Annotated in this window: 6 protein-coding genes; 5 read left to right on the top strand and 1 reads right to left on the bottom strand. The window is 70.6% G+C overall.

Features of this window, described 5'->3' with window-relative positions; genetic code table 11:
* Window positions 1–264: 264 nt before the first annotated feature.
* Entirely contained in the window at window positions 265–1,323 is a 1,059-nt protein-coding gene (gnd, locus tag WBP48_RS17740; protein ID WP_424442063.1) for a phosphogluconate dehydrogenase (NAD(+)-dependent, decarboxylating), read from the bottom strand.
* Between the two features lie 246 nt (window positions 1,324–1,569).
* Here gnd and WBP48_RS17735 point away from each other — a divergent pair, with 246 nt between their 5' ends.
* The 5 genes from WBP48_RS17735 to WBP48_RS17715 all read left to right on the top strand — a co-directional run.
* Window positions 1,570–3,225, top strand: coding sequence for a TIGR04028 family ABC transporter substrate-binding protein (locus WBP48_RS17735; protein WP_424442061.1), 1,656 nt, complete (start codon window positions 1,570–1,572; stop codon window positions 3,223–3,225).
* A 42-nt stretch (window positions 3,226–3,267) separates the two neighbouring features.
* The gene (locus tag WBP48_RS17730) at window positions 3,268–4,239 is read left to right on the top strand and encodes an ABC transporter permease (RefSeq protein WP_424442059.1); all 972 of its coding nucleotides are present in this window, start codon (window positions 3,268–3,270) and stop codon (window positions 4,237–4,239) included.
* Entirely contained in the window at window positions 4,236–5,105 is an 870-nt protein-coding gene (locus WBP48_RS17725; protein ID WP_424442058.1) for an ABC transporter permease, read from the top strand. The genes WBP48_RS17730 and WBP48_RS17725 overlap by 4 nt, the downstream gene beginning before the upstream one ends.
* A complete protein-coding gene (locus WBP48_RS17720; RefSeq protein ID WP_424442057.1) occupies window positions 5,102–6,769 on the top strand; it encodes a dipeptide ABC transporter ATP-binding protein in 1,668 nt (555 codons plus the stop codon). The genes WBP48_RS17725 and WBP48_RS17720 overlap by 4 nt, the downstream gene beginning before the upstream one ends.
* Window positions 6,766–7,323: LLM class flavin-dependent oxidoreductase (locus WBP48_RS17715; protein ID WP_424442056.1), on the top strand; the 558-nt coding region annotated here is incomplete at its 3' end. The genes WBP48_RS17720 and WBP48_RS17715, both read left to right, overlap by 4 nt.

The following is a 7,323-nucleotide window of genomic DNA, read 5'->3' as shown; positions in this document are numbered from 1 at the left end:
GCGGGACCACCAGCGCCGACAACCTCACCCCCGCCTGCCCCCGACATCATCCCGTCAAAGACGAAACCCAATGGGGACTACACCGCGACCCCCACACCGGCGACCTGACCTGGACCACACCCACCGGCAACCACACCGACACCGACCCACCACCCTTCTGACGCCAGATGGTCAGGGTCAGTCCCCGGTGTCGCGTCAGCTCTTCAGGGACGCTGTCGCGCCGTGGGGCGAAGAAGTCTGGCTCATGTCACGAGGACTTTCGCATCAGCCGGCGGTGTCCGCGTTGCGGACACCCGCCTCGAGCACGTCGCCGGCGGCCAGTTCCTGGTGTCCGCCGAACTGCAGGCGCATGGCGGACAGGATCTGGTTCGCGTACCGATCCTCGTCGCGCGACGCGAAGCGTTCGAAGAGGGATGCCGCCAGCACCGGCACCGGTACGCCGATGTCGATCGCGGCCTTCACGGTCCAGCGACCCTCGCCGGAGTCCGACACGCGTCCCGCGAGACCGTCGAGCGTGGGATTGGCCTTCAAGGCTGCCGCCGTGAGGTCGAGCAGCCACGACGACACGACGGACCCGCGTCGCCACAGTTCGGTCACCTTCGCGGTGTCGATGTCGAAGCGGTAGAAGTCGGGCTCCTCCAGCGGGGCCACTTCGGCCGAGTGTGCGGCTTCGCGCACCCCGGCATCCGCGTTCTCGAGGATGTTGAGGCCCTCCGCGAACGCGGCCATGATGCCGTACTCGATGCCGTTGTGGACCATCTTCACGAAGTGTCCGGCGCCAGAGGCTCCGCAGTGCAGGTAGCCGAGCTCCTCCGGGGCGTAGTCCCCCGCGCGTCCCGGTGTGCGCTCGATGTCGCCGCGGCCGGGCGCGATCGTCTGGAAGATCGGGCTGAGGCGTTCCACGGCGCCATCGGGGCCGCCGATCATCAGACAGTAACCGCGTTCGAGTCCGAACACCCCGCCGCTCGTCCCGACGTCGAGGTAGTCGATGCCGCGGGGGGCGAGCAGTTCGGCTCGCCGTACGTCGTCGTGGTAGTTCGAGTTTCCGCCGTCGATGATCGCGTCGCCCGGTTCCAGGGCCTCCGCGACCTCGTCGACGACGCGTCCGGTCAGCCCCGCGGGGATCATCACCCACACCGCGCGCGGCGCCTCCAGCTTGGCAGCGAGGTCGGCGATGCTGTCTGCACCGACCGCTCCCTCTGCCACCAGCCCGGCGACCGCGTCCTCGCTCACGTCGTAGACGACGCACTCGTGACCGTCGCGCATCAGGCGGCGCACGATGTTCGCGCCCATCCGGCCAAGACCCACCATTCCCAGTTGCATGGTTGGAGCTTAGGGGGGTCGCAGGGAGATCTCGGCGGCAGGCATGTTACGACGGTGTTACGTTGTTGCGGGCGCCGATGCCGGCGACCCCGGGAGGCGACGGTTGCGCCGTGTGACCCCGCGTGACCCCGCGCTGCGGGATGTGGCGGGTTACGCCGCGTGACCGGCGAGTGGCGGCGCGGCGAGCCGAGTGGTGGGCTGGGCTTTCTCGTCCACAGCACCCGACCTACCTCTCATGGAGTCACCATGTCCCGTACCCCTCGCGCGGTCCTCGCGGCGGCCTCCGCCGTCGCCATCGCCGTCCTCGTCGTCGGATGCTCGGCCGGCGACGGTCAGACCTCGCCGACCGGCTCTTCGGGCGAACCGCAGACCGGCGGCACCCTCACCTACCTCGAGCCGCAGGCCTGGGGCACCCTGTACCCGCCGTCCGCGGGCTTCTACCCCAACGGCGGTCTCGTCAACAACCTCACCGACCGCCTGCTCTACCAGAACCCCGAGACCCTCGAACTGGAACCGTGGATCGCGACCGACTACACGGTCAACGACGACGCCACCGAGTACACCTTCGACCTGCGCACCGATGTCACCTACTCCGACGGCACGGCGCTGACGGCGGAGAACGTCGTCAAGAACCTCGACCTGTACGGCAAGGGCGACACCGCCCGCGCCCTCCCGATCTCGGAGGCGATCAACAACTACGACCACGGCGAGGTGGTGGATGCCGACACCGTCTCGTTCTTCTTCACCGCGCCGTCCCCGGGGTTCGCGCAGGCCGTCTCGACGATCAACTCCGGCCTGCTCTCCGACGCCACCCTCGACCGCGCCAGCGAAGGGTTCGGCCCGGGCAGCGCGACCGAGGTCATCGGCAGCGGTCCGTTCGTGATCTCCGCCGAGGAGATCGGCACCAAGACGAGCCTCACCGCCCGTGACGACTACGACTGGGCTCCCCCCTCCCTGGAGCACCAGGGCCGCGCCTACCTCGACGGCATCGACTACGTCGTCGCCGGAGAGGACAGCGTCCGCGTCGGCACCGTCGTCGCAGGCCAGGCCGATGTCGCCCGCCAGATCGAGGCGCCCGACGAGGCGCAGTTCGCGGCATCCGGTCTCGCGCTCGTCGCCGCGGCCACCAACGGTGTCAACAACGGCCTCAGCTTCCGCTTCCGTGATTCGCGTCTGAGTGACATCCGCGTGCGCGAGGCGATCATCGCGGGCATCGACCGGCAGCAGATCGTCGACACCCTCTTCACCGAGAACTATCCGCTCGCCACCGGCGCGCTCGCGAAGACCGCGCTCGGCTATGTCGACACCTCGTCGTTCTACGAGTACGACCCCGACAAGGCCGCCGACCTCCTCGACGAGGCCGGGTGGACGCTCGGCTCCGACGACATCCGCGAGAAGGATGGCGAGAAGCTCACGCTCACCTTCAACGAGGCGCTGCCGCAGCCCCGCTCCAAGGAGGTCGTGACCCTCATCCAGGAACAGCTCGCGGAGCTCGGGATCCAAGTGGAGCTGTATGCCGGCGACCAGGCCGCGCAGACCGCGGCATCCGCCGATCAGAGCATCGTGCAGGTCTACCACTCGATGGTCGGCCGCGCCGACTTCGACGTGCTGAAGTCGCAGTACTTCTCGAAGAACCGCAACACCCTGCTGAACTTCGACAAGGCCGACGGTTCGGTCGGCGACGAGCAGCTCGACACGCTGCTGCAGGCGATCGCGTCGGAGCCCACGACGGAAGAGCGCGAGGCGGCGTCGGCCGCGGCCCAGCAGTATCTCGCCGAGAACGCCTACATCCTGCCGATCTTCGAGGAGCCGCAGGTGTTCGGCCTCACCGACAAGGTGCAGGGCTTCGGTACCGAGTCGGTAGGGCGGCCGTCGTTCTACTCGACGTGGCTCGTGGGGTGACCCGGCCAGATGTCGTACGTTCTGCGGCGCACAGGTCAAGCGGTGCTCGTGTTGGCACTGGCCTACACGGGTGCGTACCTGCTGCTCGCGGCGCTGCCCGGCGACGCCGTCATCGCGCGCTACGCGAGCCCCGACCTGGGGCTCACCGACGCGCAGATCCAGGCGATCCGCGAGGCGCTCGGGGCCGACCAGCCGCTGATCGTCCAGTACATGAAGTCGATCGCGGGGTTCCTCAGCGGTGACTTCGGCTACTCGGTCGCCAGCGGCGCCGCCGTCTCCGACCTCATCGCGACGGCGCTGCCGGCGACGCTCCTGCTCGCCGTGCTCGGCCTCGCCCTCGCCGTCGTGCTCGCCGTCACGATCGCCTTCACGGCGACCTACGGGCGCGGCACGTGGCTGCGACGGCTGTTCCGCGGCATCCCGCCGGTGTTCGTCTCGCTGCCGGTGTTCTGGATCGGCATCATCCTGATCCAGATCTTCTCGTTCCGGCTGGGGCTGGTCCCCGTGATCGGTGCGAGCCCCGCGCAGGCGCTCATCCTTCCGGTCATCACGCTGTCGATCCCGATCGCCGCTCCGCTGGCGCAGGTGCTGATGCGCTCGATCGACGAGGTGCGCGAGCAGCCGTTCGTGACGGTCGTGCGCGCCCGCGGCGCCGGCACGTCGTGGCTGCTGTGGCGCAACGTCGCCCGGAACGCCCTGCTGCCGACCCTCACGATGGCGGGACTGCTGTTCGGCGAGCTGGTCGGCGGCGCCGTCGTCACCGAGACCGTCTTCGCCCGCCCCGGCATCGGCCAGCTCACCGCCCAGGCGGTCGCGAACCGTGACACCCCCGTGCTGCTGGCGGTCGTCGTCATCTCGACGGTCGCGTTCGTCACGATCAACCTCGTCGTCGATCTGCTCTACCCCGTGCTGGACCCGCGGCTGCGCACGCCTCGCACCGGCCGCGACAAGAGCCGCGACAGCGGCGGCGACAAGAAGACCGTCCGCGCCGATCCGATCGGAGCTCCCGCATGACCGTCCTCGCCTCGCTGCGCTCACCGGACCGCCTTCCCGCCCGCACCGCCGTTCGCGGCGAAGGCTGGCGCGCGCTCCTGCACCCCGGCATCCTCATCCCGACCCTCGTCCTCGTCATCGCCGTGCTGTGGGCCGTCGCGCCCGCCCTGTTCACGTCGCAGAGCCCGACCCAGACCGTCGCACCGTCGCTGCTCGCCCCGAGCGCCGAGCACTGGTTCGGCACCGATGCCACCGGGCGCGACCTCTACGCCCGCGTCATCTACGGCGCGTCGCAGTCGATCATCGGCGCGATCGTGGCCGTGCTCGTCGGCCTCGTCGTCGGCACCGCCATCGGCGTGACGGCCGGCGCCGTCGGCGGCGCGGTCGACGAGGTGTTCATGCGCTTCGTCGACGTGCTGCTCGCGATCCCGGGACTGCTGCTCTCGCTCAGCGTCGTCATCCTGCTCGGCTTCGGCACCACCAACGCGGCGATCGCCGTCGGTGTCACCTCCATCGCCGTGTTCGCGCGCCTCGCGCGCTCGCGCGTCGTGAGCGTGCGCGTCAGCGACTTCGTCGAGGCGGCCTACGGCTCGGGCGGCACATTCTTCGGGGTGCTGTGGCGGCACGTGCTCCCGAACTCGATCACGCCGGTCATCGCGCTCGCCGCCCTGCAGCTGGGTTCGGCGATCCTGCAGATCTCGACCCTCGGCTTCCTCGGCTATGGCGCCCCGCCCCCCACGCCGGAGTGGGGGCTGCTGATCGCCGAGGGTCGCAACTACGTCGCGACGGCGTGGTGGCTGACGGTGCTCCCCGGCGCCGTCGTGGTCGCCGTCGTCCTCGCCACGAACCGTCTCAGCCAGGCGATCGGCCGAAAGGATGCCGCATGAGCGCCCCCCTGCTGTCGATCAGCGACCTGGCGGTGCAGTACCGCACGCGCCGCGGCCCCGTCGACGCCGTTCGCGGCGTCTCGTTCGACGTCGGTGCCGGCAAGGTCACGGCCCTCGTCGGCGAGTCCGGATCGGGCAAGTCGACGGTCGCGCAGGCGGTCATCGGCCTGCTCGCCTCCAACGGCCACGTGGCCGCCGGCGAGATCGCGCTGAACGAGCGCACCGGCGGACTCACGCAGCTCGTGGGGCTCTCCGAGAAGCGCTGGCGGCACCTGCGCGGCCGCTGCATCGCGCTCATCCCGCAGGACCCGGGCAACTCGCTCAACCCCGTCACGACGATCGGCTCCAGTGTGTCCGAGGCCCTCCGCATCCACGGCTGGCGCGACGAGCGCAAGATCCGGTCCCGCGTCATCGATCTGCTCGACCGCGTCGGCATCGACGAACCCGAGTTGCGCGCGCGGCAGCATCCGCACGAGCTGTCCGGCGGCATGCGCCAACGCGTGCTCATCGCCGCGGCGCTCGCCCTCGAGCCCGAGCTGATCATCGCGGACGAACCCACGAGCGCGCTCGATGTCACGGTGCAGCGCACGGTCCTCGATCTGCTCGACACGCTGCGGGAACAGAGCGGCACCGGCATCCTCTTCATCACCCACGACCTCGCCGTCGCGGCCGACCGTGCGCACGACATCGTCGTGATGCGCGGCGGGCAGGTGCAGGAGGCGGGCCCGACCGCGGCGGTCCTGGCATCGCCCGCCGCTGACTACACCCGCACACTCCTCGCCGACGCCCCGTCGCTCGCGAGCGTCGTGGAACGGAAGCCCCCGGTGACGGATGCCGACGCGCGCCCGCTCGTCGAGGTCACGGCGCTCCGGCAGGAGTTCCGCCGCTCCGGGCGCGAACCGCTCGTCGCGGTGGACGACGTCTCGTTCACGGTCGCGCGCGGCACGACCCACGCGCTCGTGGGCGAATCGGGGTCGGGCAAGACGACGACGGGGCGCAGCATCGCGGGCCTGAACCGCCCTACGGCGGGGTCGATCCGGGTGGCGGATGCCGAGGTCACCGCGCTCCGCGGCGGTGCGGCGCGGCGAGAGTTCTACCGCAGCACGCAACTCGTGTACCAGAACCCGTACGCATCGCTCGACCCGCGCCAGAGCATCGCCGCGATCCTCGCCGAACCGCTGCGCAACTACGGACTCGGCAGCCGTGCCGAGCGCGAGGAGCGCGTCGCGCACCATCTCGAGCTGGTCTCGCTCGCGCCGGAGCTCGCCGCTCGGCATCCGCGGGAACTCTCCGGCGGCCAGCGGCAGCGCGTCGCGATCGCGCGGGCCCTCATCGTCGAGCCCGCGCTCGTCGTGCTCGACGAGGCGGTCTCGGCCCTCGACGTGACGGTTCAGGCGCAGATCCTGCGGCTGCTCGCGCGATTGCAGGCAGAGCTCGGCCTCACGTACGTCTTCATCTCGCACGACCTCGCCGTCGTGCGGCAGATCTCCGACACCGTGTCGGTGCTGCAGCGCGGCCGGCAGGTCGAGCAGGGCACGGCGCGCGCCGTGTTCGACGACCCGCAGCATCCGTACACCCGTCAGCTGCTCGCGGCGATTCCGGGGGCGTCGCTGCGGCGGGATGCTGGGGCTCAGGCTCCTCACAAGGAAGAGGTATCCGCATGACCGGACCCCGTCTCGGGTTCTTCACCCGACTGCTCGAACAGGCGCCCGCCGCCGACCGCTACCGGTTCGCGCTGGAGCAGATCGTGCAGGCCGAGCGCAGCGGCTTCGCTTCGGCGTGGGTGGCCCAGCACCACTTCGGTGCGGACGAGGGCGGACTGCCGTCGCCCTTCGTGCTGCTGGCCGCGGCGGCCGAGCGTACGTCGGCCATCGCGCTGGCCACCGGCGTCATCACCCTGCCGATCGACGACCCGCTGCGGGTCGCCGAGGACGCCACCGTTCTCGATCAGCTCAGCGGCGGCCGCGTGCAACTGGGCCTCGCCACCGGCGGCACGCCGTCGTCGTTCGCGGCGTTCGGGCGTGTCTCCGACCAGCGCCGCGAGATCTTCGCCGCGCACCTGGAGGTGCTCCTCGACGCACTCGCGGGCCGCGGCATCCGGGGCACCTCCTCGCGCATCTATCCCGCCGCCGGCGACCTCGAAGAGCGCATCTGGCAGGCGACGTTCTCGGTCGACGGCGGCCGCCGTGCCGGCGCGCGCGGTGACGGGCTGCTGCTC

The organism is Microbacterium sp. (assembly GCF_049661145.1).
In the GTDB taxonomy this organism is placed as follows: domain Bacteria; phylum Actinomycetota; class Actinomycetes; order Actinomycetales; family Microbacteriaceae; genus Microbacterium.
The sequence above is the reverse complement of the archived record's forward strand: the minus strand, read 5'-3'. Positions and strand labels throughout refer to the sequence as shown.

Coding starts and splice junctions, on each gene's coding strand:
- gnd (WP_424442063.1), bottom strand. CDS start 1,323: ATGCAACTGGGAATGGTGGGTCTTGGCCGGATGGGCGCGAACATCGTG.
- WBP48_RS17735 (WP_424442061.1), top strand. CDS start 1,570: ATGTCCCGTACCCCTCGCGCGGTCCTCGCGGCGGCCTCCGCCGTCGCC.
- WBP48_RS17720 (WP_424442057.1), top strand. CDS start 5,102: ATGAGCGCCCCCCTGCTGTCGATCAGCGACCTGGCGGTGCAGTACCGC.
- WBP48_RS17725 (WP_424442058.1), top strand. CDS start 4,236: ATGACCGTCCTCGCCTCGCTGCGCTCACCGGACCGCCTTCCCGCCCGC.